The following is a 25,198-nucleotide window of genomic DNA, read 5'->3' as shown; positions in this document are numbered from 1 at the left end:
GGAGCGAGTCAGATCACAAAAGTCCTATTTGCGGGCAAGCTGCTCGGCCATCAGCGCCAGGCTTCTGAGCTGCTGCGCCAGCTCCTCTTGTTCGGCCTGCCGGGGTGAATGGCGCGCGCTGGAATGACGGGTAACCAGCGTAACCGGCAGCTGATCCTGCCTGCACGCTTCGCCCCCGGTGGGCGCCAGCAGCCACTCCACGCTGCGTTCGCCCGCGTAGCGAAAGGCCTGACGAATGGTCGTCAGCGGCGGGGAGAACCAGGCGCTGTCAGCCGTATCGTCGAACCCGACCACGGAAATCTGGCCCGGAACCGCTATCCCTTTTTCCGCACAGGCGCGCATCACCCCAAGCGCCATTTGATCGTTCGCCACCAGAATCGCATCCGGTAATACAGCCCCAGACAGCAGCAGATGCCCCTTCTCATATCCGCAGGCTGCGCTCCAGTCACCGAAGGCAACCGCAGCGGCGTCAAGACCTGCGCGTGCCAGGGCGGCTTTCCAACCCGCCAGACGCGCCCGCGCAGAAACCGAGCTTTCCGGCCCGCTCAGCAGGGCAATGCGCTGATGCCCCAGCGAAAGCAGATGCTCAACGCCCAGACGCGCGCCCTGTTCTGCGTTAAACACCAGGCTGTTTACCTGCGCTAAAGGCGATACATCAAGGAACAGCACCGGAACAGGCGACGCCAGCGCCCTGAGCTGTTCGGCATGTTCATCGTCAAGCGGAACATTCACCAGCAGGGCCTCCACGCGCTGCGCCAGCAGCGCCTGAAGCGCGGCCTGACACTGCTGCGGCTGCTCCACCATGGAAATGAGGACGCTCGCCCCCTTTTCGGCGGCACGGGATTTTACCGCTGAGACAATTTGCGAAGGCGCGTGCAGAGCCAGATCGGTGGTGATGAGCCCCAGCGTTCTGGTGCGTTTGCCCGCCAGCTGCTGCGCGCGAAGGTTAGGAACGTAGTGCAGCTCCGCCATCGCCTGCTGCACCTTTTCCCGCGTGCGGGCAGACACATGTTCCGCGTCGTTAATGACGCGGGAGACGGTCTGATAAGAAACCCCCGCAAGGAGGGCGACATCATAGAGAGTGATAGCTTTCATGCATTCTGGCATCGCGTGTTTGGGAGTTCCTATTCTGGCACAGCGACGCCGTTAAAGCATGTGAGCGCTTCGCAAAATTAAACAACCCGCTCTGGCTGAGGAATTTCCGCAATGCGCGGCTTCTGGCGGAACCAGGGCAGACAGAGCTGGATAAGCGGGCCAATGGTCAGGGCATACAATACGGTTCCCACCCCAAACGTGCCGCCAAGTACGCACCCAATCAGCAAGACGGACACCTCAATTGAGGTACGCACGCTGCGAATGGACCATCCCAGTCGGGCATGAATGCCGGTCATCAGGCCGTCGCGCGGACCAGGCCCGAAACCGGCACCGATGTACATGCTGGTTGCAATCGCGTTCATCACGATGCCCCCGACCAACAGCGTGATGCGAAGGGGCAAGGAACTCAGTTCAGGGATAAAGGCCATGCTGGCGTCCGCCGCCAGACCGATACAAATCACATTGCTGATCGTGCCCAGCCCCGGCATCTGACGCAGTGGGATCCACAGCAGCAGTACCGCAGCGCCGACTAAAATGATCACCGTCCCGATGCTCATCCCCAGCTGCATCCCTACCCCAAGATGAAACACATCCCACGGATCGACGCCCAAATCGGAACGAATAAACATCGCGGTGGAAAGGCCATACAGCCCTAAACCGACATAAAGTTGTAGCAGACGACGCACCATTTTTATCTTCTCCTGTGAACCAGGCTTTCATCCTGACCTAAAATGGCACTATGATTAATGTCCAGTTTTCAAATAGTGGACTGCATATGTCATCACGCCGCTTCGGAAGCCAGTCTCTGATACGCCTTTTAGGCCACTGGCAGCAAACCTCGTCCCGCACTCCGCTCTGGCGTCAGCTGGCCGATGCATTGCGTCTGTTAATCCTTGATGGTCGGCTGGCGCTCAATACGCGGCTGCCGGGCGAGCGTGAGCTGGCCTCTGCGCTGGACGTAAGCCGAACCACCGTCAGCAGCGCCCTCGCCCATCTGCGTGAGGAGGGTTACCTGGAAAGCCGTCACGGCAGCGGGTCGCGCGTGATCCTCCCGGACACGCGCGCCGTGCCCACCCTTTCAGCGGCGAGTGCCGCACTGGACCTCTCCACAGCCGCACTGAATGCCGGGCCGGAGATCCACCAGGCGTATACCCATGCGCTCACGGCCATTACGCAGCACCTTTCGCTGACGGGCTACGATCAGCTTGGGCTGCCGGCGCTGCGGGAGGCCATCGCTGCGCGCTATACCGCGCGCGGTCTACCCACCCGCGCGGAGGAAGTGATGGTGGTTAATGGCGCCGTCAGCGGCTTTGCGCTGGTGCTGCGGATGATGACCGGGCCGGGGGATCGCGTCGTGGTTGACCATCCCACCTACCCGCTGGCGATTGCCGCCATTCAGGGGGCGCAGTGTCGGCCCGTGGGTGTGTCGCTGCCGGAGACCGGCTGGGATACGGACGGCTTCGCGGCAATGCTTGCCCAGACCGCGCCGCGGCTGGCGTATCTGATGCCAGATTTTCATAACCCAACCGGGCGATGCATGGATATCGCGACCCGTCAGGCCATCACCGATATTGCTGCGCAAACCCGTACGGCGCTGGTGGTGGATGAGACGATGGTGGATCTCTGGTTTGACTCGCCTCCCCCGCCGCCGCTGGCCTCCTTTAACCCGCAGGCCACCGTCATTACGTTAGGATCTGCGGGAAAAAGTTTCTGGGGTGGGCTGCGTCTCGGCTGGATCCGCGCCTCCTCGCGTACTATCGCCACGCTCGCCCAGACGCGAGACACCCTGGATTTAGGGTCTCCGCTGCTGGAACAGCTGGCGATGCTGTGGCTTATGAACAACAGCGAGACGTTTCTGCCCGCACGCCGGAAGATGCTGGCGGAACGACGCGATCGATGCGGTGAACTGTTGCGCGAACATTTTCCGGAGTGGACGTTCCATGAAGCGGAGGGCGGGCTCTCTTACTGGATAGAACTCCCGGGCATGCTGGCGACTCAGCTTGCCGCGCGGGCTGAAATTCTGGGGATTAATCTGGGGACCGGGACGCGCTTTGGTTTATCTGGCGCGTTTGACCGCTATTTACGGATGCCCTTCTCGCTCGAACCGACAGAGCTTGAGCAGGCGCTGCTGAGGATCAAACCGCTATGGCTTGCTTTGAATAAAAACGTGCCATCGGTAAAACGCAGCGTGATTTAATATTGAAAAGTTTGAAGCCGATCATAAAAAATAAAAACTGCTGACTGTCACGGAGGCAGTCAGCAGTTTTCACCGTTCAGAAGTTAATGCTGAGCAGGAATAGGAAAACCTTTTAGTGAAATAACAAAGTTTTCACCATCTTTCTTTATTTTTGCGCCGGTATCACACCAGTCAGACGCAATACGAAAGAACTCATCACTTCCGACATTCCAGCCAAGACGTACATGCTTCACGTAGCCAGAACGCAACAGATCGCAGGCTTCTTTGTAGTCGCTGGCAGTTGACAGTTGTTGTTTCATTTTCTCTTCTTCAGAAGTTTACGTAGAGCTTTGATTTCTTTAGGAGTAAAAGGAGAAACGCTCTCTTCTTCCGTATGCTGATTATCAATATCCTCTTCCGATACTCCCGCCTCTTCTACTGCTTCAAACGCCAGCAGCAGCAGTTTCTCTGTCGTCACGCTTAAATTCTCGTTATTGTCTTCCGCATAGTGGCGAAGTCTTTCTTTTAGCGCGTCATCGATCTTAACGTTTAATACCGCTGTAGCCATGTTTGTCACTTCCCTTCGGAATAAGTACTTTATTTAATACACGAAGTTAACAATGTTATCCAGATATATATTTTTTTGAATTATGGTAGAAAATAGACATCCGAATATAAAATGCCAGTCTATTATTACAGGTTTATGACAGTAATATTTCAAAGCAATGAAATATATATTACACGATATAAGCTTAATCTTATTGTGGAATAACGCTAAAGGAAGGGTCAAAAACAGGGAAGAAGGTATGAGTCCAGAAATGGGTGGGGGCCCTGCCAGCTACATCCCGGCACACACGTCGTCTGCCCTGGCTGCTTCCTTCCGGACCTGACCTGGTGAACAGAGTAGCGTTGCGGGAGAACCAACAGAGCCCCCATTGAGAGCGTTGATAACCAACGCGCTGGCGCATTATCCCTATGCTAACGCCCAATTGCAAGCTGCCAGGAACCGGATGCTGGTTTCTTGCGCAAACAGGCGCAGCAATCATCACGATCTTCGTTTACCATGGCTCTCCAGAACATCCCCACAGGTGAAGGTATGGACGAGCACGACTCCTTTCCACAGCGCGTATGGCAAATCGTGGCTTCAATCCCTGAAGGCTATGTCACCACCTATGGTGAAGTCGCACGCCTGGCCGGTTCTCCGCGCGCGGCGCGACAGGTCGGCGGCGTTTTGAAACGGCTACCGGAAGGAAGCACGTTACCCTGGCATCGGGTGGTGAATCGACATGGCGCCATCTCGCTCACCGGACCGGATCTCCAGCGTCAGCGACAGGCGTTACTTTCAGAAGGGGTGCAGGTGTCGGGGTCGGGTCAGATCGATTTGCAGAAGTACCGCTGGGTGTATTGATCCCCCTCTCCCGGAGGAGAGGGGAAACACAATCATTACATCTGAGTCGGTGGGGTTGGCAGGGACGGCTGATTGGTCTGCGGCGCGACCGGCACTTCGGTCTGCTGCACAGGCACAAGGTTCAGGTCGACTTTTGTTCCACCGTTGTTGATCGCTTCCTGGACCGTATCGGTGATAAACACCAGCTTACCGTTGATCGTTACCGCTGCACTCAGCAGGATACGGGCATTAGGCTGCACGTCCGATGGGTTATACGGTAATACGAAGCTAAACGGCGCCTGCTTACCTTCAGTACGGACGGCGCGCTGGGCCACAACCTTCGATGGCGCGTCGGCCAGGGAAGCATCAGACAGCGTCACCGTTAATACCGCATCCGGCGGTAACGCGACTTTCTGTTTAATCCAGATGGTACCGGAAACGTTAGGCTGCTGAATGGATTGCTGTGAAAGGGTATTAATCCCGTTCGGATCGGCTGCTGGTACAGGCACCTGGGCGCTCTTACCGGCACAGGCGGACAACGCCACCGCAATAGCTACACCACTTAGCATGGGCACGAGTTTCATTGAAGTCTCCTTATCATCAATGCACCAGCGGGATCGATCCCATCCGATGTCGTTTCAATCACATAACGTATACAAGTGTGGCACAAATCACTGATTAATGCCTGAAATCGTCCCGATATTCAGATTATTCTACCCATCGGACCACTTTCATTTCTGCGTTATACTCTGCCTATCTTTCGCTACGGCGTTTATTGAGGACAACTATGAGTCAGGCACTGAACAATCTGCTGACATTATTGAATCTGGAAAAAATTGAGGAAGGACTCTTTCGCGGACAGAGCGAAGATTTAGGCTTACGCCAGGTCTTCGGCGGGCAAGTCGTTGGACAAGCGCTGTACGCAGCAAAGGAGACTGTCCCGGCAGACCGTCTGGTGCACTCATTCCACAGCTACTTCTTACGCCCCGGCGACAGCGCAAAACCGATAGTCTATGACGTTGAAGTCCTGAGAGATGGCAACAGCTTCAGCGCGCGCCGCGTCGCGGCTATCCAGAACGGTAAGCCGATCTTTTACATGACGGCCTCTTTCCAGGCTCCAGAACCCGGCTACGAGCACCAGAAAGTGATGCCCCCGGCGCCGTCGCCAGACGAGCTCAAATCAGAGACCGATATCGCCCGTGCGCTGGCGCATCTGCTTCCGCCACAGGTCAAAGAGAAGTTTCTCTGCGATAAGCCGCTTGAGATCCGCCCCGTCGAGTTCCACAACCCGATGAAAGGCCACACCGCGGAACCGAAGCGCCAGGTCTGGATCCGGGCTAACGGTACGGTGTCTGAGGACTTCCACGTGCATCAGTATCTGCTGGGCTATGCGTCAGATTTCAACTTCCTGCCGGTGGCGCTGCAGCCGCACGGCGTCGGGTTTCTCGAAAAAGGGATGCAGGTCGCGACGATCGACCACTCCATGTGGTTCCACCGTCCGTTCAACATGAACGAGTGGCTACTCTACAGCGTGGAGAGTACGTCGGCATCAAGCGCTCGCGGCTTTGTGCGTGGAGAGTTTTATACGCAGGATGGCGTGCTGGTCGCCTCGACGGTGCAGGAAGGGGTGATGCGTAATAGAGGTTGATGTTGCCCTCACCCTGGCCCTCTCCCACGGGGAGAGGGTATACACACTAAAAACGGCAACCGAAGTTGCCGTTTTGCTTTTACCTTGTGCGGCCTGATGCCCTCACCCTGACCCTCTCCCACGGGGAGAGGGAACAAACACTAAAAACGGCAACCGAAGTTGCCGTTTTGCTTTTACCTTAGGCGTTATACGCATTCTCGCCGTGGCTGTTGACGTCCAGACCTTCGCGTTCCTGCTCTTCCGGTACGCGCAGCCCAACCGTCATGTCCGCCAGTTTGTAGCCAATGAAAGCGACAACGGCAGACCACACCACGGTGACAGCAATACTTTCCAGCTGCACCAGCACCTGATGGGCCATGGTGACGCCTTCTGCGTAGCCCACGCCACCCAGCGATTTCGCTGCGAAGATACCGGTCATGATACAGCCGACAATGCCGCACACGCCGTGCACGCCAAACACATCGCAAGGGTCATCAACGCGCAGAATACGCTTCAGCGCCGTCACGCCCCACAGCCCCGCCAGACCCGACACCAGGCCGACCAGCAGCGCGCCACCCACACCAACATAACCACACGCTGGAGTGATACCGACCAGACCGGCAATCGCCCCCGAACAGGCACCCAGCAGAGAAGGTTTACCGCGCACCGCCCACTCGCCAAAGACCCAGGAGAGGATTGCACCCGCCGTGGCCACAACGGTGTTCACGAAGGCCAGCGCGGCGATTTCGTTCGCGGCACTTGCTGAGCCGGCGTTGAAGCCAAACCAGCCAAAGTAGAGGATCGCGGTACCGGTAAAGACCATCGGCAGGTTGTGCGGTTTGAATGCTTCTTTACCGAAGCCCACGCGTTTGCCAATCAGGTATGCGCCAACCAGGCCCGCTACCGCGGCGTTGATGTGCACAACGGTACCGCCCGCGAAGTCCAGCGCGCCGTGCGTTGCCAGCAGACCGCCACCCCAGACCATATGCGCAATCGGCACATAGGAGAGCGTCAGCCAGACCACCACGAAAATCAGGACCGCTGAGAAACGAATACGTTCGGCGAGCGCGCCCACAATCAGCCCGACGGTAATACAGGCGAACGAGCCCTGGAAAGCAACGTGAATATACTGGTAGAAACTGCCCATTAGCGCGGTCAGCTCAATATTTTTCAGCATCACCCAGTCGAAGTTACCAAAGAACGCGTTGCCGGTACCGAAAGCCAGCGAGTAACCGTAAACCACCCACAGCACGCAGACCAGCGCGAACGTTACGGCAACCTGCGTCAGCATGGAGAGAACGTTTTTGCCACGGATCAGACCGCCGTAGAACAGCGCAATGCCCGGAATGGACATGAACAGCACCAGCGCGGTGCTGATCATCATAAAGGCGTTATCGGCTTTGTCTGCCACCGCAGGTGCAGCAGCCAGCGCCAGGCCCGGCAGCAGCGCCAGCGAACCCAGACCCGTTTTAAGTGTTGCTATCTTCATTTTCTCGATCCCTATCACTGTGTGCCAGGCGTTAATTACAGTGCCGCTTCGTCAGATTCGCCGGTACGGATGCGAATGACGCGCTGCAGTTCGGCAACGAAAATTTTGCCGTCGCCAATTTTGCCGGTGTAGGCCGCTTTGCTAATGACATCAATGACTTCATCAAGCTGATCGTCAGCAATCGCGACATCAATTTTTACTTTTGGCAGAAAGTTAACGCTGTATTCCGCCCCGCGATAAAGCTCGGCATGACCCTTCTGACGACCAAAGCCTTTCACTTCGGTGACAGTCAGTCCCTGAATACCCATTGAAGAGAGCGCTTCACGCACGTCTTCGAGTTTGAATGGTTTGATTACAACCGTAACCAGCTTCATAGATCCCCTCCAGTCAGAATTCGGTAATGGCCGCAGCTAACGTAGAAGGTATTGCAAGGGGTGTGCCAGAAATGAAAACCAGAGGGAATAGCGGTGCGATGAGCGTTACGCGCGCCTGCTAAACGCACCGGTGAAAAAAAACGCACCATGCCGGTGCAGGGTGCGTTTCAGTTTTGCACCAACAGGAATGACTGTTAGCGCGTCGCCTCATTTTAGTGCATCAGGCGCTAAGCGACTCTTCATCGCGCACGCTGGCCGCCAGCTCTTCGCCCGCCAGCTGCAGCTGATACATCTGCCAGTAGCGCCCTTTTGCTTCCAGCAGTTCGCGGTGCGTACCGCGCTCAACGGCCTGTCCGCGATGCAGCACCAGAATGGTGTCCGCGTCAACGATGGTCGAAAGTCGGTGAGCAATCACCACCAGCGTCGTATGGTCGCGGACGGCGGCCAGCGCCTGCTGGATGGCCTGCTCGGTGCCGGAGTCAATGCTGGCCGTGGCTTCATCCAGAATCAGTATCTGCGGCGTTTCAATGAGCACCCGCGCCAGCGCCAGGAGCTGCTTTTGTCCTACGGAGAGATTGTTCCCCTGCTCGCCGAGTTTCGTATTGATCCCGTCGCTAAACCCGCGCGCCAGGGCTGCCAGCTGCACTTTCTCCAGCACCTCCCAGACCTGCTCCTGAGAGTAGTCTCGCCCCAGGGTCACGTTGGCGTAGAAGGTATCGGCCAGCACGACCGGATCCTGCTGCACCATCGCAACGCCTTTGCGTAACACACCGTGGCTGAGAGCCGCGAGCGGGCGTCCGTCGAGACGGATTTCCCCCCGGCTGACCGGGTAATACCCCATTAACAGGCTGGCGAGCGTGCTCTTACCGCTGCCGGTATGCCCCACCAGCGCCACGAACCCGCGTGAAGGAACATCAAGCGTGATGTCCTGCAGCACCAGCTGGTCGTCGCGATAGGCAAAGGAGACGTTATCAAAGGCAATGGCCCCGCTTTGCAGAGGACGCTCGTCGTCGCCGTAGGTCTGACGCGGCCTGTCCATCAGCTCGAAAACGCGCTCCCCTGCCACCACGGCCTGCTGAAGCATCGACTGCTGTGTCGTCAGCTCAATCAGGGGTTCGTTAAGGCGGCCAAGGTAGCTGATGAAGGCGTATAAAACGCCAACCTCAATGGTTCCTCGTGTGGTCAGGCCAAAGAGCATCAGCAGCCCGCAAAGCACCAGCGCGGAGAAGAGGCTCAGCAGCGGGCGTAACAGGAACCCATCAAGCCGCAGGGTCTGCATGCGCGCCATATAGTGCGAACGGCTGGCTTCGCCCATCCGCTCGCCAAAACGCGCCTGCTGGCGGAACTGCTGGATGACGCTCATGCCGTTGATCACTTCGTTGAAGCCATCATTGATGTCGGCCAGGTAGGTGCGCACACGACGGACAATCGGCGTGCTGTAGCGTTGATAGATAACCATCACGATCAGCACCGCCGGGAAGATAGTGATTGCCACCAGCGCCATGCGCCAGTCGAGGCTGAACATTGCCACCAGCATCGCGCCAATCAGCGCTGCGCTGCGCAACACGGTTGCCACCACGGTGACGTACAGATCGCGGATCACCTCCGTATCGTTGGTCACCCGCGAAATCACCTGCCCGACCGGCTGAGTATCAAACTCGCTGAGCGGCTGGCGAAGCGCGGCGTCCATCACGTCCGTACGCAGCTGCTGTACAACGCCCACGGCTGCACGGTTGAACAGCAGAGACTGGGCATAGTGCAGCCCTGCCGCAGTCAGCTGTAACCCAACGTAGGCCACGCCTAAGCCCGCCACCAGCCCCAGCGGCAGGTAGCTTTTAGCGACCATATTGTCGATGAAGTAGCTGATGAGCAGCGGGCCGCTCACCTCGGCAATCGCCGCAATCCAGAGTAAAAGCACGGCCACGGAGAGCGGTTTACGCCACGGCGAGCCGTAGGCCAGCAGACGCTTAAGCGTCGGCCACATCGTTCCGAGCTTACGCATGGGTGGCCTCCTCTGCGTGTTCCGGCGCATCGTCCAGCGCCGCTTCAAGCTGCTGATAGCGATACATATCGCGATACCAACCCGGCTGCTCCGCAAGCGTTTCATGCTGCCCGCGCTGGGCAACGTGCCCGTGCTGCAATACCAGTATTTCGCTGGCTTCGGTAAGCGCTGACAAACGATGGGCGCTGATAATCACCGTGCGTCCGTCGCCCCACTGGCGCAGGTTATGCAGGATCTGGTGCTCGGTACGGCCATCCACGGCGGAAAGCGCATCGTCCAGGATCAGGATTTCCGCATTGAGCAATAGCGCGCGGGCAATGGAGATACGCTGTTTTTGCCCGCCGGACAGCATGACGCCCCGCTCCCCGACTTCCGTATCGTAGCCCTGCGGCAGACGCAAAATATCATCATGTACGCTGGCTAACCGCGCCACATGCTCTATCTCTTCCTGCGTTGCCGACGGACGTCCGAGGGCAATGTTGTTCGCCACGGTGTCCGAAAAGAGAAACGGCGTCTGGCTCACCACCGCCAGACGGCCTCGCCACTCATCCAGCACCAGCCGGGTCAGGGGAATATCATGGAAGCGAATATCACCCTGCGTGACGTCAAAGTGGCGCTGGAGCAAAGAGAGCACGGTACTTTTGCCGGCGCCCGTCGGGCCGCAGATGCCGAGCATCTGGCCTGGCTGAAGCGTAAAGCTAACGTTCTCCAGTACCGGATGTTCCGTTTGCGGATAGACAAACTGACGGACGTCGACTTTCATGACGCCGCGCCCTTCCGGTACCGCTTCGCTCCCGTCATTGACCACTGGCGCTTCGGCCAGCATGGCGCGAATGCGGCTATAGGCGGCGCTGCCGCGCTCCACGATGTTAAACATCCAGGCCAGCGCCAGCATCGGCCAGATCATGAGCCCCAGATACATCGCAAAGCTGGTCAGTTGCCCTAGGGTCAACGCGCCCTGCACCACCATCCAGCTTCCGCCGCCAATCGCCAGCAGGTTTGCCATGCCAATCGCGATATAAATCGTCGGGTCAAAACGGGCGTCAATACGCGCGACGCGCATGTTCTTCGCTCCCGTGTCCGCGGCATCGGCCGCAAACAGAGCGGATTGTCGGTCTTCCAGGCCAAACGCTTTAATCATACGGATGCTGGTCATGCTCTCCTGCGTGCGGTCGTTCAGGGAAGAAAACGCCGCCTGGGCAAGCTTAAAGCGTTCGTGCAGCTGTTCGCCGTAGCGATTGATCGCCAGCGCCATCAGCGGCATCGGCAGCAGGGCAAGCAGGGTCAACTGCCAGCTGATCTGCGTGGACATGACGATCAGCACCGCGCAGCCCATCACCAGCGAGTCCACCAGCGTCAGCACCCCTTCCCCGGCGGCAAAGACCACGCGATCGACGTCGTTAGTGGCGCGCGCGATAAGATCACCGGTGCGATGGCGCAGATAAAATTCGGGATGCTGCCGGCTCAGCTGGCGGTAAAAATCCTCACGCAGCTCAACGGCCAACTGATAGGACGCGCCAAACAGCAGCACGCGCCAAACGTAGCGCAGCAGATAAACAATGACGGCCGTCAGCACCAGCGTGCCAACCCACATCAACACCCGTGCGGTGGTGTAATGCTGTTCGGTGACGCCATCCACGACGTATCCCACCACTTTCGGCGGGATCAGCTGCAAAATGGCAATGATAATAAGCAGGAATACGGCGCCGAGATAGCGTTGCCACTCCCGACGAAAGTACCAGCTTAATTGGGCAAATAATCGCACGCGGTTTGTTCCTGAAGGTATTTTACGAAGTTATTCAATAGGTAACGCTGTGGTGTATTTAATCTGTTCCATGGCGAAGCTTGAAGTTACGTCCGATAACCCCGGTACGCTGTTCACCAGTCGCTTGTAGAAATCATCATAGCGCTTCATGTCTGCGACCTGAACGCGCATCAGGTAATCGTACTCGCCGGCCATACGCCAGAAGCCGAGCACCTCTGGCATTTCGGACACCTGCGTGACAAAGCGGCTATACCACTCGCTGCTGTGATGCTGAGTTTTTATCAGGACAAACGCCGTTAATCCAAGCCCCAGTTTTTCGGGATCCAATAACGCGACGCGTCCCAGCAGAATACCGTCATCCTCAAGCTTCTTGAGGCGCTTCCAGCACGGCGTGGTGGTCAGATTAACGGCATCTGCCAGCGCCTGCAAAGAGAGGGTACAGTCACTTTGCAATAATGAAAGGAGCTTGCGGTCAATTTTATCTAGCATACCCACCTCACAGAGAAAATTTTTCTCCCTTCATTCTATTTTAAAGGCCAGATAGCAACAATTTTTTCTGTGCTTTTCGCTATCCTAGGCACAAAATGACAAACGGATAACTACGATGAATAGCACTTGGGTTAAACATGCGATCAGCGAAATCAATGCCGACTATCAGCGCTCGGCAGATACGCACCTGATTCGCCTTTCCCTGCCGGGATTTGACGGTATTCAGCTCTATCTGAAAGATGAAAGCACCCATCCTACCGGCAGCCTGAAGCATCGTCTGGCGCGCTCACTGTTTTTATACGGTTTATGTAACGGCTGGATTAAAGAAGGCACCACTATCATTGAATCCTCATCCGGTTCAACGGCGGTGTCCGAAGCCTATTTTGCTCGCCTGCTGGGCCTGCCGTTTATCGCGGTGATGCCTTCCTGCACTGCCAGACGCAAAATCGAACAGATCGAATTTTATGGCGGTCGCTGCCACTTTGTGGAAAGCGCCTGCGAAATCTACGCCGCTTCCGAAATGCTGGCCCGCGAGCTCAACGGCCACTATATGGACCAGTTTACCTTCGCCGAGCGCGCGACGGACTGGCGCGGCAATAACAACATTGCCGACAGTATCTTCCGCCAGATGACCCACGAGCCGCACCCGGTTCCGTCGTACATTGTGATGAGCGCCGGGACGGGCGGCACGTCAGCCACTATTGGACGTTACATTCGCTGCCAGGGCTATGATACCCAGCTGATGGTGGTTGATCCGCAGAACTCCGTGTTCCTCGACTACTGGCAAAACCGCGATGCCGGCCTGCGCAGCCCGGTGGGCAGCAAAATTGAAGGGATTGGCCGCCCGCGCGTGGAACCGTCGTTCATCCCGGACGTAGTGGATGAGATGATGCGCGTGCCGGATGCCGCAAGCGTGGCAACGGCGCACTGGCTGGAAACGCAGCTGGGCCGCAAAGTCGGCGCGTCGACGGGCACAAATATGTGGGGCGCACTGCAGCTTGCCGCACGCATGCGCGAAGAGGGCCGCACCGGCTCTATCGTCACCCTGCTGTGCGACAGCGGCGAGCGCTACCTGGAAACCTACTATAATGCGGAGTGGGTGCAGGCCAACATCGGCGATATCGCCCCGTGGAAAGCCCGGATTGCAGAGCTGCTGAAATAAAAAAAGCCAGACCGAGGTCTGGCTTGCTGGAAGGGTCTCACTATTCGGGGGAATATGGGAGGTTGTTGTTGTCCAGCCAATGCGTCAAAAAATGAGACACCGCTTCGTTACCGCAGTGCCCAATAACCGGCAGATGGGGAAGTTCTGCTTTTAGCTGCGCCATCGCATTCCCCATAATCAGACCGCGGCCGACGCTGCCCAGCATCTCCCGGTCGTTCATGGCATCGCCAAACGCCATACAGTCCTGCAGCGTTAAGCCCAGGTGGTCGCTCAGTACCGCCAGGGCGGAACCTTTGTTACAGCCCACAGGTAACACCTCCAGACAATCCACCGCCGAGAAGGTCAGGTGCGCCCGATTACCCAGCGCCTCATTCAGCTGAATGCGTAAGCGGCAGAGATCGTCATGATCGCCGCAGAAGCAGATCTTGGTCACCGCATGGGCGGGGATCCGACGCAGGTCGATAATCTGGTATTTAAAACCGCTGTAGACATGCGCATGCAGCAGTTCCGGAATTTCACGCCCGGTGAACCAGCCCCGATCGTTAAAGACGTGGATGCTGGCCTGCGTGTCCCAGGTGCTGTGCAGCACGATATCCGCCACTTCCGGGTTGAGATCCTGACGGTGCAGCACATCGCCTTCTACAGAATGAATTCGCGTCCCGTTGCCCGTGATCAGAAAGGCGTCGAGGGAAAACGCGCCCAGCAGATGACGCATTTCCAGCACATGACGCCCGGTAGCAAACGTCAGGGTGACATCACGCTCGCGCAGACGCTTCAGCGTGTTCAGGGTTTTCTCCCCCAAACGGTGATCCGGCATTAACAGCGTACCGTCCATATCAAATGCAGCGAGCCGAGCCATGATTACTCCCGAAATGTGATGCGATTAACTTGTGCATCAGTATCGTGTGAGATATACGGAAGTAATAGTGAATAGATGATAATTATTGTTCCGGGTTTCTCATGCGCCAGCTTAATCGACTTAATCAGTATCACCGCCTCTGGCAGCCGTCCGAGGGTGCGACCCAGCAGGTCACCATCAGCGAGCTGGCCGCCCGCTGTTTCTGTAGCGAGCGGCATGTTCGAACGCTGCTGCGTCAGGCTCAGGAAGCGGGCTGGCTAAGCTGGCGAGCGCAGTCTGGTCGCGGAAAACGAGGTGAACTGACGTTCCATGTCACCCCAGAGTCGCTGCGCAATGCGATGATGGAAGAGGCGTTAAAGCGTGGACAGCAGCACAACGCGCTTGAGCTGGCCCAGCTTGCACCAGACGCGCTGCGGTCATTGCTGCATCCGTTTTTAGGCGGGCAGTGGCAAAACGACACGCCGACGCTGCGCATCCCCTATTACCGCTCTCTGGACCCGCTTCATCCGGGTTTTCTGCCCGGTCGGGCGGAACAGCATCTGGCCGGACAGATTTTTTCCGGGCTGACGCGCTTTCACGGCAGCTCCAGTGAACCCACGGGCGATCTCGCCCATCACTGGGAGGTCTCGGAGGACGGCCTGCGCTGGCATTTTTATATTCGATCCACCCTGCACTGGCATAACGGCGATAAGGTCGAGACCGGACAACTTCAGCAGAGCCTGACCGCGCTTTTTGCCCTGCCCGCCCTGCGCAAGCTGTTCCAGAGCGTCTTACGCGTTGATGTCACTCACCCTCAGTGTCTGACATTTACCTTGCACCACCCGGATTACTGGCTGGCACACCGCCTGGCCACCTACTGCAGCCGGCTTGCCCATCCCGAACAGCCCATGACGGGCAGCGGGCCCTTCAGACTCAGCGTGTATGAACCCGACCTGGTTCGTCTGGAAAGCCATGAACAGTACCATCTCAGCCATCCGCTGCTTAAGGCTATCGAATACTGGATCACGCCGACGCTGTTTGACTCTGGGCTGGGTACCAGCTGTCGTCATCCGGTGCAGATTGCCATTGGCGAGCCGGATGAACTTGAGAGCCTGCGCCTGGTCACCAACAGCACCAGTCTGGGCTTTTGTTATCTCACCCTGAAGCAAAGCCCGCGCCTGAGTGAAATGCAGGCGCGGCGGCTCATCAATATCATTCATCTCTCATCGCTTCTGCATACGCTTGGGCTAAACGAAGGGCTGATTAACCCAACGGAGGAGCTACTGCCCGGCTGGGCGATCCCCCAGTGGCCGGATTTAACGCATGTCCCTCTGCCGAAGAAATTAACCCTGATTTACCATTTGCCGGTTGAGTTACACACGATGGCCCGACAGCTCAAACAGTACCTTGCACAATTGGGCTGCGCGCTTACGGTTATCTTTTACGATGCGAAAACCTGGGATGGATGCCAGCAACTGGCGGACGCGGACATGATGATGGGCGACAGGCTGATTGGCGAAGCCCCGGAATACACGCTTGAGCAGTGGCTGCGCTGTGATCCTCTCTGGCCACACCTGCTGAGCGCGCCTCAATACGCTCATCTGCAGGCCACCCTGGATGCGGTACAGACTCAGGCCGATGAACAGGATCGACATGCTGGCCTGAAAGCCATTTTTAGCCAGCTTATGGAAAACGCGGTCATTACGCCGCTGTTTAACTACCAGTATCAAATCAGCGCCCCGCCGGGGGTCAACGGCATTCGTCTTAATACCCGCGGCTGGTTTGATTTTACCGAAGCCTGGCTGCCTGCCCCCAAATCGTGAAGAAGCTGGTCGCCGTCGTGGTCAGGCGGTAACATAACGTTTTTACGTAACTGTCGAGATGATTTATGAAACGTGCCGTCGTCGTGTTCAGCGGAGGACAAGACTCTACTACCTGCCTGGTCCAGGCCCTTCATCAGTATGATGAAGTTCACTGTGTCACTTTCGATTATGGTCAGCGTCATCGCGCTGAAATCGACGTCGCCCGTGAACTGGCCCTGAAACTGGGCGCACGCGCGCACAAGGTACTGGATGTTACGCTGTTAAATGAGCTGGCCGTGAGCAGCCTCACCCGCGACAGCATTCCCGTCCCGGACTACGAACCCGATGCCAGCGGCATTCCGAATACCTTCGTGCCAGGCCGTAATATTCTCTTCCTGACCCTGACGGCGATTTACGCCTACCAGGTAAAAGCCGAAGCGGTGATAACCGGCGTATGTGAGACAGACTTCTCCGGTTACCCGGACTGTCGCGACGAGTTTGTGAAAGCGTTAAACCACGCCGTCAATCTGGGGATGGCGAAAGAGACGCGCTTTGAAACCCCTCTGATGTGGCTGGATAAAGCAGAAACCTGGGCGCTGGCGGACTACTGGGGCAAGCTGGATTTGGTTCGCAGCGAAACCCTCACCTGCTATAACGGCATCAAAGGCGACGGCTGCGGCCAGTGCGCCGCCTGTAACCTGCGCGCTAACGGGCTGAATCATTATCTTGCCGATAAAGTCGGCGTGATGGCAGCGATGCAGAAAAAAACTGGGCTTAAATAGGGCTATTTAACCGTGCTGTCGAACAGTTTTACGCCGGCAGCACGCGTGACTTTCATCAGCGTGGTCAGCGTTGGGTTGCCGTTGTCAGACAAGGTTCGGTATAGCTGCTGACGGGAAAGACCTGCTTTGGTAGAAATTTCTCCGATACCGCCTCGCGCTTCGATGACCTGACGGAGTGCAATGAGATAGGCAGGGATCCCCTGGTCTTCATAGATCTCTTCCAGGGCTGTTTGCAGATAACGCTGAGCGTAGGAAGGATTCTCTCGCAGCATTTTCACAACAGCATCATGGTGGCTAACAGAGCTCGAATATTTTCGTTCAGCGGCGCTCATTGGAATGTCCTTTTGTTTGATGATCTTTCCAGTAATCTATTGCCAGTTTGATATCTGCTTTTTGGCTCTTTTTGTCACCACCGATCAGTAACAATAAAACCTGCCGATTCTCTACTGAAAAATAGATTCTGTAGCCGGGGCCACTATCGACTCGCATCTCCCAAACACCTTCCCTGAGATACCTGTAATCGCCAAAATTACGTTTTATCGCACGGTTAATCCGCATAAGGATCCGGAAAACCATATCCGGATCCTTTCGATTCATTCTGGCTACCCACTCCTCAAACGGCACTTTTCCGTCACGGGTTCGGTAACGTTCAACAACGTAGTCCCTGTCCATTATTCTATCCCTGAAATGTCTTTTTGTCTTTTATAAAAGACAGAATTCCTAAGCGATCATCAGTTCCAGCTTTTCCCGCAACTCCCCTTCAAGCGGCAGCGCCTTCTGGGTTTTCAGATCGATACAGACAAAGGTGATCAGCGCATCAGCCACCACCTGCCCTTCTGGATCGAGCGTCACCACCTGGCTTAACACCCCACTTTTGCCACTTAGCTGCTGTACCTGACTGGTCACGGTGAGCACATCACCCAGTACGGCCGGACGGCGGTAGTTGATGTTGATATTGACGACCACGAACGCGATGTTGTGCGCGGTCAGCCACTGAAAGCTTTCGCTATTTTCGAGCCCGTCCCAGCGCGCTTCTTCAAGAAACTCAAGATAGCGGGCATTGTTCACATGCTGGTAAACGTCGAGGTGAAAACCGCGTACTTTGATTTTTGTCTGCATAGCGCAATAGCCTTTACTGTTATTGTAGAATTAGAGGTCATAACTGGTATGACCTCTTTATCCTGGCAAATTATCGCTGCAGTGCAAGTAAATGTGAGATTACAACGTCAGGTGTGAGAGGTTGCGCTCAACCAGCGCACTGCCCATACCCGGAACCTGTTTGAGATCGTCGACAGTTTTGAAAGGACCGTACTCTTCGCGGTAGCTGACGATAGCCTGCGCTTTTTTCAGGCCAACGCCATTCATCGCGCGGGCCAGGTCTTCTGCAGAGGCCGAATTGATACTCACCCGCGTACCATCATCATCCACGTTTTTACCGGCGTCAGTCGCTTTGGTTTGTCCCTGCACCGGCGCGGCTGCGTCGGTCTTACTCTGTACCGTCTGTGGTTTAGCGGCAGGTGTTGCCGCCAGCGCGCCAGCGCTCATCCCGGTGGTGGCAATAGCCAGCGTAATTAACAGTGCTTTGATTCCACGTTTCATGCTGTTATCTCCTTGTGTGTTGACAGCCACGTCACGATAGCCGCCGGAGAAAACAGGCACAAACAGCAGATTGCAGAAATGGAAAAGGCCGCGAAAGCGGCCTTTAGTTTTTGCAGAGCGTTACGAAATTCTGCGAGCAGATACGTAATTATTGCTGCTGAGTTATCACATCACCCAGCTTAATTTTGGCTTCTTTACGCAGGTTGCTCATCATGGCTTCGAAAGCAATCTGGGCATTGTTCTGGGTAATCCCCTGAACCATCGCTTTCTTCTGTGCTTCTGGCAGCGTGCCCGCTTTCACTTCATCCAGCGCCAGCAGAATGACGTTACCCTGCATATCGGTGGTGGTGCCGAAGCTTGGTTTATCTTTTGCCGGCAGGTTCAGACCAAACGCCGCCTGACTGACAGGATCCTGACCGGTACGGCTCAGCGTTTTCGCCTCACCGAAGCTCAGGCCCGCCGCTTTCAGCGCGTCCTCTTTGCCTGCTTTTAGATCAACCAGAATCTTCTCAGCATCCAGTTTCGCCTGCTGTTCCGCTTTGTTGTGCTTAACCTGAGCGACGACCAGATCCTTCACTTCCGCCAGCGATTTGACCGCTTCAGGCTTGTGCTCGCTGACGCGCAGAACGAACGCACGATCGCCGTCGACGGTTATGATGTCAGAGTTGCTGCCTGGCGTGCCGTTTTCGCCGACCAGACCACCGTTAAAGATGGCATCAGAAACCGGTTTGAAATTCAGCTCTTCCGGCAGGTTGTCACGACCAAACCAGCCCGTCTCAACCGCTTTCACTCCAGCCGCCTGCTCTGCACCCGCCAGAGATTCGTTGTCGTTGCTGGCGGCATCGCTCACTTTCTGCTGCAGCGCGTAGTAGGCATCCAGCGCTTTTTCCTGCTTCACTTTCGCTGCGATATCATCATGAACCTCAGCCAGCGGCTTGGTTTTTGCAGCGATGATGTCGTCCAGACGGACAACCAGGAAACCCACGGAGGATTTGATGACGCCTGACAGCTGGCCTTTGTCTTTCAGACCGGCATTTTTCAGCTCATCCGGCGTGGTTGCCTCTTCCAGCCAGCCCATATCACCGCCGTTTTTCGCGGAGATAATATCGGTGGATTTTGCTTTCGCGACGGTCGCGAAATCAGCGCCTTTGTTCAGCTCGTCCAGTACCGCTTTGGCATCAGCCTCGGTTTTGGTCTGAATCACGCTGTAGCGGTTACGCTGCGGCTGAGTGAACTGATCCTGATGCTGATCGTAGTAAGACTGGATTTCCGCGTCAGACGCGCTTTCCTGCAGCGCAGCCGCATCCAGCTTGATATAGCTCACGCGGAACTGTTCCGGAGAAACAAAAGTATTCTTGTTCTGCTCATACCAGGCATTAACGTCAGCGTCGCTTACCTGCTGTTTTGCCGCCAGGGCATTCACATCAATCGTCGCTTCACGTACAACGCGTTGCTGTGCCACCAGTGCGGCCAGTTCATCCGTTTCACCTTTGAGCATGAAATCAGTGCCCACAACGGCATTGATGAGCTGCTGGGTGGTCAGTTGATTACGCAGCGCCTGAGCGTATTGATCGGCAGTCATGCCCATCTGATTGACGATGCTGTTGTAGCGCGCGTTGTCGAATTTACCGTTAGACTGGAAGGCTTGCGTGGAGAAGATGGCTTTTTTCACCTGCTCATCGCTGATGCCAAGGCCCAGTGTTTTGGCATACTGATCCAGCAGCGCTTCGTCGATAAGACGGTTCAGTGTCTGTTGGCGCAGGGTCTTCATGTACCCTTCGTTCGCTGCCAGTTCAGAGAATTGGTCGCCCAGCTGTTGCTGCATACGGTTACGTTCACCGGCAAAAGCATTCTCGAACTGACCACGGCTGATTTCCTGGCCATTCACTTTTGCGGCATAGTTCGCCCCACCGCCAATAAGGTAACTGCTCACGCCGGTCAATATGAACGACACGATAATGATACCGAAAATAATCTTGAGCACGAGACTGTTAGCAGCCGTGCGTAAGCTGTCCATCATGGTGTAACAACACTCCGCTGTAGGTGACTGGTTACCTGACGCTGACGGAAAATCCTGCCCGTCGCGCGTAAGGTCGTATTGTGACAAGAAAACGGGGCGATTGTCAGCCCACAACTCGCATAAACTCGCACAAATCAGGTCTGGACAAACAAAAAAGGCACATCAGAAGATGCGCCCTTGTACTATACGGCTTCCCTGAAACGGGAAAGCAATCAGTTTACTGCGTCTTTCAGCGCTTTACCTGCACGGAAACCCGGCACTTTAGCGGCAGCAATGGTGATCTCTTTACCGGTCTGAGGGTTGCGGCCAGTACGGGCAGCACGCTCTTTAACAGCAAAAGTACCGAAGCCTACCAGTGCAACGTCGTCCCCAGCCTGCAGAGATTCAGTAACAGAAGCAATTAATGCATCTAACGCACGTCCAGCTGCAGCTTTAGAAATATCAGCACCAGCAGCAATTTTGTCAATCAGTTGAGATTTATTCACTGTTCTCTTCCTCTCTTTATAATTTATATCGCGCCTGAATCCTTCACAACGCGACCGCGCAGCAGTTATATCAGGCCTGCCATGACCTTACAACACCCGTTGTTGATGGCTGACCTAATCAGCAATCTAAATTAGCTATACAAAAAAAGGCTGGCAAGTGCGAAATGACTTACCAGCCTTGTTTTTATTGACGCTCTTTGCGCGAGGTCACTATTTTGCGGTTACAACCTGCATTCCGGACGGTTCATTCTGCAGTGCGAGACTAAGAACTTCCTCAATTCGCTTTACAGGATGGATCTGCAGATCGGCAATCACATTGTCCGGAATCTCTTCCAGATCGCGTTTGTTTTCGTAAGGGATCAATACGGTTTTGATCCCACCGCGATGTGCCGCCAGCAGTTTTTCTTTTAAGCCGCCAATCGGCAGAACCTGACCACGCAGCGTAATTTCGCCGGTCATCGCCACATCGGCGCGTACCGGGTTACCGGTCAGACAAGAAACCAGAGCGGTACACATGGCAATACCCGCGCTTGGGCCATCTTTCGGCGTCGCCCCTTCAGGTACGTGCACGTGGATGTCGCGTTTTTCGTAGAAATCAGGGTTAATCCCCAGCTTTTCCGCACGCGCGCGCACCACGGTCAGTGCAGCCTGAATGGATTCCTGCATCACTTCACCCAGAGAACCGGTGTAGGTCAGCTTGCCTTTACCCGGTACACAGGCGGTTTCGATGGTCAGCAGATCGCCGCCCACTTCCGTCCATGCCAGGCCGGTCACCTGACCAACGCGGTTTTCGTTGTCCGCACGACCGTAGTCGAAGCGCTGAACGCCGAGGTAGGCATGCAGATTGTCGCCGTTGATCACAATGTGCTTCAGGCTCTTATCCAGCAGCAGCTGTTTCACCGCTTTACGACACAGCTTAGAGATTTCACGCTCAAGGCTACGCACGCCCGCTTCACGGGTGTAGTAGCGGATGATGCCAATAATCGCGCTATCCTCTACGGTCAGCTCGTTGGCTTTCAGCGCGTTACGCTCAATCTGTTTTGGCAGCAGGTGCTGCTTAGCAATGTTCAGCTTCTCATCTTCGGTATAACCGGAGAGACGGATCACTTCCATACGGTCCAGCAGCGGGGCCGGAATGTTCATGGAGTTCGACGTCGCCACAAACATGACGTCACTCAGGTCGTAATCCACTTCCAGGTAGTGATCGCTGAACGCCACGTTCTGTTCTGGATCAAGCACTTCCAGCAGAGCCGAGGCCGGATCGCCACGCATGTCCGAGGACATTTTGTCGATCTCATCGAGCAGGAACAGCGGGTTTTTAACGCCCACTTTCGCCATCTTCTGGATCAGTTTACCCGGCATAGAACCGATGTAGGTACGGCGGTGACCGCGGATTTCCGCCTCATCGCGTACGCCACCCAGCGCCATACGGATATACTTACGTCCGGTCGCTTTGGCGATGGACTGACCCAGAGAGGTTTTACCCACCCCCGGCGGCCCCACCAGGCACAGAATTGGGCCTTTAATTTTGTTCACACGGCTTTGTACCGCGAGGTACTCAAGAATGCGGTCTTTCACGCGTTCCAGGCCGTAGTGGTCGGTATCGAGGATTTCCTGCGCCTGACGCAGGTCTTTTTTGACCTTGCTGCGGGCGTTCCACGGAACCTGCACCATCCATTCAATGTAGCCGCGGACAACGGTCGCTTCAGCCGACATCGGAGACATCATTTTTAGCTTCTGCAGTTCAGCTTCCGCTTTCTCTTTCGCCTCTTTCGGCATCTTCGCCGCGTCGATCTTGCGCTTCAGCGCTTCGTTTTCGTCCGGCGCGTCGTCCATCTCACCGAGTTCTTTCTGAATGGCTTTCATTTGCTCATTCAGATAGTACTCACGCTGAGATTTCTCCATCTGCTTTTTCACGCGGTTGCGAATACGCTTCTCAACCTGCAGCAGATCGATTTCAGACTCCATCATCGCCATCAGGTATTCCAGACGTTCGTTAACGTCGGACATTTCCAGCACGGACTGTTTGTCAGCCAGTTTCAGCGGCATATGGGCAGCGATGGTGTCCGCCAGACGCGCAGGATCGTCGATGCTGTTCAGTGACGTCAGCACTTCTGGTGGGATTTTCTTGTTCAGCTTGATATAGCCTTCAAACTGGCTAATCGCGGTGCGAACCAGCACTTCCTGTTCGCGCTCATCAAGCTCAGGCGAATCAAGGTACTCTGCCTTCGCAGAGAAGTGTTCGCCGTCGTCTGACAAAGTGGTAATACGCGCACGCTGCAGGCCTTCTACCAGCACCTTAACGGTGCCGTCAGGCAGCTTCAGCATCTGCAAAATAGAGGCCACGGTCCCGACGGTGAAAAGATCATTTACACCCGGCTCATCCGTTGATGCTTCTTTCTGCGCCACCAGCATGATTTTTTTATCATGATCCATAGCGGCTTCGAGGCAACGGATAGATTTTTCCCGCCCTACAAATAAGGGTATGACCATGTGCGGATAAACCACCACATCGCGCAACGGCAATACGGGGATTTCAATGCGTTCAGAACGCTCAGGATTCATAGAGCTCTCTCTTAGTTAGTGTCCGCCAGGTAAGCTGGTCATGTCACTGTGCTTCACATAACCATTAACATGTATCCAGTATATGGGGATGTTTCCCACACATTCAACGCTATGAATAAGGAAAAAGTAAAGGGGAGATAAAATCCCCCCTTTTTGATTAACTGCTTGTATGATTTGGTGAATTATTCGCCAGATGCCTGCTGCGCTTCCGGTTTACCGTAAATCAGCAGCGGCTTGGTTTGACCGCTAATGACGGACTCGTCAATCACCACTTTCTCAACGTCTTCCATCGACGGCAGATCGTACATGGTGTCGAGCAGCGCCGCTTCAACGATAGAACGCAGGCCGCGCGCGCCGGTTTTGCGAATCATTGCTTTTTTGGCAATGGCATCCAGCGCTTCGTCACGGAATTCCAGGTCAACGCCTTCCAGATTGAACAGCGCCTGATACTGCTTGGTCAGCGCATTTTTCGGCTCTTTCAGGATCTGGATCAGCGCGTCTTCACTCAGTTCATTCAGCGTTGCCACAACCGGCAGACGGCCGATGAATTCAGGGATCAGGCCAAATTTGATTAAATCTTCTGGTTCAACCTGCGACAGGAGCTCGCCTTCGTTCGGTTTTTCGGACGTTGATTTCACCGTTGCGCCAAAACCAATGCCGGAGCCGGTTTCAACACGGTGGGAGATGACTTTATCCAGACCGGCAAACGCACCACCACAGATGAACAGGATCTTGGAGGTATCAACCTGCAGGAACTCCTGCTGCGGATGCTTACGGCCACCCTGCGGCGGAACGGCAGCAACCGTACCTTCGATCAGCTTCAGCAGTGCCTGCTGTACGCCTTCACCCGATACGTCGCGGGTGATGGACGGGTTGTCTGATTTACGCGAGATCTTGTCGATCTCATCGATGTAAACAATCCCACGCTGGGCTTTCTGCACGTCGTAATCGCATTTCTGCAGCAGTTTCTGGATGATGTTTTCGACGTCCTCACCCACATAACCGGCTTCGGTCAGGGTGGTGGCATCCGCCATGGTGAACGGAACATCCAGCAGGCGTGCCAGGGTTTCAGCCAGCAGCGTTTTACCGGAACCGGTTGGGCCGATAAGCAGAATGTTACTTTTACCCAGTTCTACGCCATTGCTGGTATCGCCGTTACGCAGACGTTTGTAGTGGTTATATACCGCTACTGCCAGCACTTTCTTGGCCTGTTCCTGACCGATGACATAGTCGTCAAGGTGATGACGAATCTCATGCGGCGTTGGCAGCGCACTACGTTCGCGGTGTGGCGCGACTTCTTTAATCTCTTCGCGAATGATGTCGTTACATAAATCGACACATTCGTCGCAGATATACACGGACGGCCCGGCAATCAGTTTACGCACTTCATGCTGGCTTTTGCCGCAAAAAGAGCAGTACAGCAGTTTGCCCGAACCATCTTTGCGTTTATCTGTCATGAGTCCAAACCTCTTTTTAAGTTCTTTGTGCCGCACATGACGACGCAAATGCCATTCTAAGACGCAAGCTGCTCTCAGGCAGAG

The 25,198-nt window shown here is 55.6% G+C and carries 25 protein-coding genes and 1 other RNA gene; 6 read left to right on the top strand and 20 right to left on the bottom strand.

Translation table 11 applies throughout. The features are described 5' to 3' along the window. Window positions 1-24 precede the first annotated feature (24 nt). Both ACWHWP_RS05360 and yczE read right to left on the bottom strand, forming a co-directional pair. Entirely contained in the window at window positions 25-1,095 is a 1,071-nt protein-coding gene (locus ACWHWP_RS05360) for a LacI family DNA-binding transcriptional regulator (protein ID WP_447855183.1), read from the bottom strand. A 77-nt stretch (window positions 1,096-1,172) separates the two neighbouring features. Beyond that, entirely contained in the window at window positions 1,173-1,784 is a 612-nt protein-coding gene (gene yczE, locus ACWHWP_RS05355) for a membrane protein YczE (protein ID WP_059311201.1), read from the bottom strand. 86 nt (window positions 1,785-1,870) lie between these two features. On the opposite strand from yczE, the gene yczR reads away from it, so the two are divergent. Next, entirely contained in the window at window positions 1,871-3,292 is a 1,422-nt protein-coding gene (gene yczR / locus ACWHWP_RS05350; RefSeq protein WP_429053656.1) for a MocR-like transcription factor YczR, read from the top strand. 83 nt (window positions 3,293-3,375) lie between these two features. On the opposite strand, the gene ACWHWP_RS05345 is transcribed toward yczR, so the two are convergent. From ACWHWP_RS05345 to ffs, 3 genes are all read right to left on the bottom strand, one after another. Then, entirely contained in the window at window positions 3,376-3,591 is a 216-nt protein-coding gene (locus ACWHWP_RS05345; RefSeq protein ID WP_008503298.1) for a hypothetical protein, read from the bottom strand. After that, window positions 3,588-3,839: a hypothetical protein gene (locus ACWHWP_RS05340; RefSeq protein WP_063144756.1), complete on the bottom strand. Its 252-nt coding sequence runs from the start codon at window positions 3,837-3,839 to the stop codon at window positions 3,588-3,590. The genes ACWHWP_RS05345 and ACWHWP_RS05340 overlap by 4 nt, the downstream gene beginning before the upstream one ends. 261 nt (window positions 3,840-4,100) lie before the next feature. Continuing rightward, an RNA gene (ffs, locus tag ACWHWP_RS05335) (signal recognition particle sRNA small type) lies at window positions 4,101-4,197 on the bottom strand. 170 nt (window positions 4,198-4,367) lie between these two features. Here ffs and ACWHWP_RS05330 point away from each other — a divergent pair. Next, window positions 4,368-4,679, top strand: a complete 312-nt coding sequence (locus ACWHWP_RS05330) for an MGMT family protein (protein ID WP_059311204.1) — start codon at window positions 4,368-4,370, stop codon at window positions 4,677-4,679. Window positions 4,680-4,714: 35 nt separating this feature from the next. Here ACWHWP_RS05330 and ACWHWP_RS05325 read toward each other — a convergent pair whose 3' ends face one another. Then, window positions 4,715-5,242 carry a YbaY family lipoprotein gene (locus ACWHWP_RS05325; RefSeq protein ID WP_029741632.1) on the bottom strand — a complete coding sequence of 176 codons (528 nt, stop codon included), beginning with the start codon at window positions 5,240-5,242 and terminating at the stop codon, window positions 4,715-4,717. A 203-nt stretch (window positions 5,243-5,445) separates the two neighbouring features. On the opposite strand from ACWHWP_RS05325, the gene tesB reads away from it, so the two are divergent. After that, the gene (gene tesB, locus ACWHWP_RS05320) at window positions 5,446-6,306 is read left to right on the top strand and encodes an acyl-CoA thioesterase II (RefSeq protein ID WP_047347265.1); all 861 of its coding nucleotides are present in this window, start codon (window positions 5,446-5,448) and stop codon (window positions 6,304-6,306) included. 178 nt (window positions 6,307-6,484) lie between these two features. Here tesB and amtB read toward each other — a convergent pair whose 3' ends face one another. From amtB to ACWHWP_RS05295, 5 genes are all read right to left on the bottom strand, one after another. After that, a complete protein-coding gene (amtB, locus tag ACWHWP_RS05315; RefSeq protein WP_047347266.1) occupies window positions 6,485-7,774 on the bottom strand; it encodes an ammonium transporter AmtB in 1,290 nt (429 codons plus the stop codon). A gap of 35 nt (window positions 7,775-7,809) precedes the next feature. Continuing rightward, window positions 7,810-8,148, bottom strand: coding sequence for a P-II family nitrogen regulator (gene glnK / locus ACWHWP_RS05310; RefSeq protein WP_008503304.1), 339 nt, complete (start codon window positions 8,146-8,148; stop codon window positions 7,810-7,812). Window positions 8,149-8,368: 220 nt separating this feature from the next. Further along, complete coding sequence (locus ACWHWP_RS05305) at window positions 8,369-10,150, bottom strand: SmdB family multidrug efflux ABC transporter permease/ATP-binding protein (protein ID WP_447855182.1); 1,782 nt, start codon at window positions 10,148-10,150, stop codon at window positions 8,369-8,371. Next, window positions 10,143-11,915: a SmdA family multidrug ABC transporter permease/ATP-binding protein gene (locus ACWHWP_RS05300; RefSeq protein WP_047347268.1), complete on the bottom strand. Its 1,773-nt coding sequence runs from the start codon at window positions 11,913-11,915 to the stop codon at window positions 10,143-10,145. Before ACWHWP_RS05300 ends, ACWHWP_RS05305 begins: the two co-directional genes overlap by 8 nt. Before the next feature lie 30 nt (window positions 11,916-11,945). Further along, window positions 11,946-12,404, bottom strand: a complete 459-nt coding sequence (locus tag ACWHWP_RS05295) for an Lrp/AsnC family transcriptional regulator (protein ID WP_047347269.1) — start codon at window positions 12,402-12,404, stop codon at window positions 11,946-11,948. A gap of 115 nt (window positions 12,405-12,519) precedes the next feature. Here ACWHWP_RS05295 and ACWHWP_RS05290 point away from each other — a divergent pair, with 115 nt between their 5' ends. Next, on the top strand, window positions 12,520-13,566 hold the full coding sequence (locus tag ACWHWP_RS05290; RefSeq protein ID WP_047347270.1) for a PLP-dependent cysteine synthase family protein: 1,047 nt from the start codon (window positions 12,520-12,522) through the stop codon (window positions 13,564-13,566). Window positions 13,567-13,606: 40 nt separating this feature from the next. Here the strand turns inward: ACWHWP_RS05290 and cof are convergent, their stop codons facing one another. Then, window positions 13,607-14,425: an HMP-PP phosphatase gene (gene cof / locus ACWHWP_RS05285; RefSeq protein ID WP_447855181.1), complete on the bottom strand. Its 819-nt coding sequence runs from the start codon at window positions 14,423-14,425 to the stop codon at window positions 13,607-13,609. 101 nt (window positions 14,426-14,526) lie between these two features. On the opposite strand from cof, the gene ACWHWP_RS05280 reads away from it, so the two are divergent. Both ACWHWP_RS05280 and queC read left to right on the top strand, forming a co-directional pair. Next, window positions 14,527-16,227 (top strand): SgrR family transcriptional regulator, encoded by a 1,701-nt coding sequence (locus ACWHWP_RS05280; protein WP_059311208.1) that lies wholly within the window; start codon window positions 14,527-14,529, stop codon window positions 16,225-16,227. 65 nt (window positions 16,228-16,292) lie between these two features. After that, window positions 16,293-16,988, top strand: a complete 696-nt coding sequence (gene queC / locus ACWHWP_RS05275) for a 7-cyano-7-deazaguanine synthase QueC (RefSeq protein WP_032646166.1) — start codon at window positions 16,293-16,295, stop codon at window positions 16,986-16,988. 2 nt (window positions 16,989-16,990) lie between these two features. On the opposite strand, the gene ACWHWP_RS05270 is transcribed toward queC, so the two are convergent. The 8 genes from ACWHWP_RS05270 to clpX all read right to left on the bottom strand — a co-directional run bounded on the left by ACWHWP_RS05270 (window position 16,991) and on the right by clpX (window position 25,114). Next, window positions 16,991-17,320, bottom strand: a complete 330-nt coding sequence (locus ACWHWP_RS05270; RefSeq protein WP_050511259.1) for an addiction module antidote protein — start codon at window positions 17,318-17,320, stop codon at window positions 16,991-16,993. After that, a complete protein-coding gene (locus ACWHWP_RS05265) occupies window positions 17,307-17,660 on the bottom strand; it encodes a type II toxin-antitoxin system RelE/ParE family toxin (protein WP_063429258.1) in 354 nt (117 codons plus the stop codon). Before ACWHWP_RS05265 ends, ACWHWP_RS05270 begins: the two co-directional genes overlap by 14 nt. Window positions 17,661-17,708: 48 nt before the next feature. Next, window positions 17,709-18,107: a YbgC/FadM family acyl-CoA thioesterase gene (locus ACWHWP_RS05260; RefSeq protein ID WP_047347276.1), complete on the bottom strand. Its 399-nt coding sequence runs from the start codon at window positions 18,105-18,107 to the stop codon at window positions 17,709-17,711. A gap of 99 nt (window positions 18,108-18,206) precedes the next feature. After that, window positions 18,207-18,587, bottom strand: coding sequence for a helix-hairpin-helix domain-containing protein (locus tag ACWHWP_RS05255; protein ID WP_047347277.1), 381 nt, complete (start codon window positions 18,585-18,587; stop codon window positions 18,207-18,209). Between the two features lie 148 nt (window positions 18,588-18,735). Then, window positions 18,736-20,607, bottom strand: coding sequence for a peptidylprolyl isomerase (ppiD, locus tag ACWHWP_RS05250; RefSeq protein WP_447855179.1), 1,872 nt, complete (start codon window positions 20,605-20,607; stop codon window positions 18,736-18,738). A 212-nt stretch (window positions 20,608-20,819) separates the two neighbouring features. Further along, entirely contained in the window at window positions 20,820-21,092 is a 273-nt protein-coding gene (gene hupB, locus ACWHWP_RS05245) for a nucleoid-associated protein HU-beta (protein WP_002444653.1), read from the bottom strand. A 210-nt stretch (window positions 21,093-21,302) separates the two neighbouring features. Further along, on the bottom strand, window positions 21,303-23,657 hold the full coding sequence (lon, locus tag ACWHWP_RS05240) for an endopeptidase La (RefSeq protein ID WP_023334706.1): 2,355 nt from the start codon (window positions 23,655-23,657) through the stop codon (window positions 21,303-21,305). Between the two features lie 182 nt (window positions 23,658-23,839). Then, window positions 23,840-25,114 carry an ATP-dependent protease ATP-binding subunit ClpX gene (clpX, locus tag ACWHWP_RS05235; RefSeq protein ID WP_024906819.1) on the bottom strand — a complete coding sequence of 425 codons (1,275 nt, stop codon included), beginning with the start codon at window positions 25,112-25,114 and terminating at the stop codon, window positions 23,840-23,842. Between the last annotated feature and the right edge of the window lie 84 nt (window positions 25,115-25,198).

Source organism: Enterobacter sp. WI-ESBL-E8 (assembly GCF_053364895.1).
Note: the sequence above shows the minus strand (reverse complement) of the source record. Positions and strands in the feature narration are given on the sequence as shown.